Here is a 555-nt window from a genome sequence, read left to right as displayed (position 1 = left end):
AACACGCAAAAACAAAGATGGAACGACCGTGGCGTATCTCCAGCTTGCTCACAACGAATGGGATCCGAAGGCCAAATATGCGAAAGCGAAGGTGATTTATTCGTTTGGGCGCGAAGACGAGGTGGATCGCGCTGTCTTGGAGCGTCTGGCCAAAAGCATTTCGCGATTCCTTTCTCCTGAGCAGGCTTGGGAAATCGAGACGTTGACAGGAGAAGTGTCGGATGACTTTCAGTTTCAATCAAGCAAACGCCTTGGTGGCGCTTGGCTTTTGGATCAGCTCTGGAGACAACTGGGATTGGGAGAGATTCTCCACTCCTTGTTTGCCTCCCGACATCATCAGATTCCGTTGGAACGGCTGATTTTTGCCATGGTGGCGAATCGTGCCCTTCATCCGTCAAGCAAGTTGGCGATGGAGGAGTGGGTGGAGAAAGACGTGCATATCCCTCATCTTCCCCAAGTCGCCAGCCACCAGTTGTACCGGGCGATGGATGAGCTGCTGGCCGTGCAGCCGGAATTGGAACGCCAAGTGTTCCATGCCGTGGCCGATTTATTGAA

1 protein-coding gene is annotated in these 555 nt (G+C 53.0%); it reads left to right on the top strand.

Features of this window, described 5'->3' with window-relative positions; translation table 11 throughout:
• A partial coding sequence (locus GZ1_RS17825; protein ID WP_506256205.1) for an IS1634 family transposase N-terminal domain-related protein occupies positions 1–555 on the top strand: 555 nt, incomplete at both ends.

The organism is Geobacillus zalihae NBRC 101842 (assembly GCF_001544135.1).
Lineage (GTDB): Bacteria > Bacillota > Bacilli > Bacillales > Anoxybacillaceae > Geobacillus > Geobacillus zalihae.
This window is presented reverse-complemented; position numbering and strand designations above follow the sequence as displayed.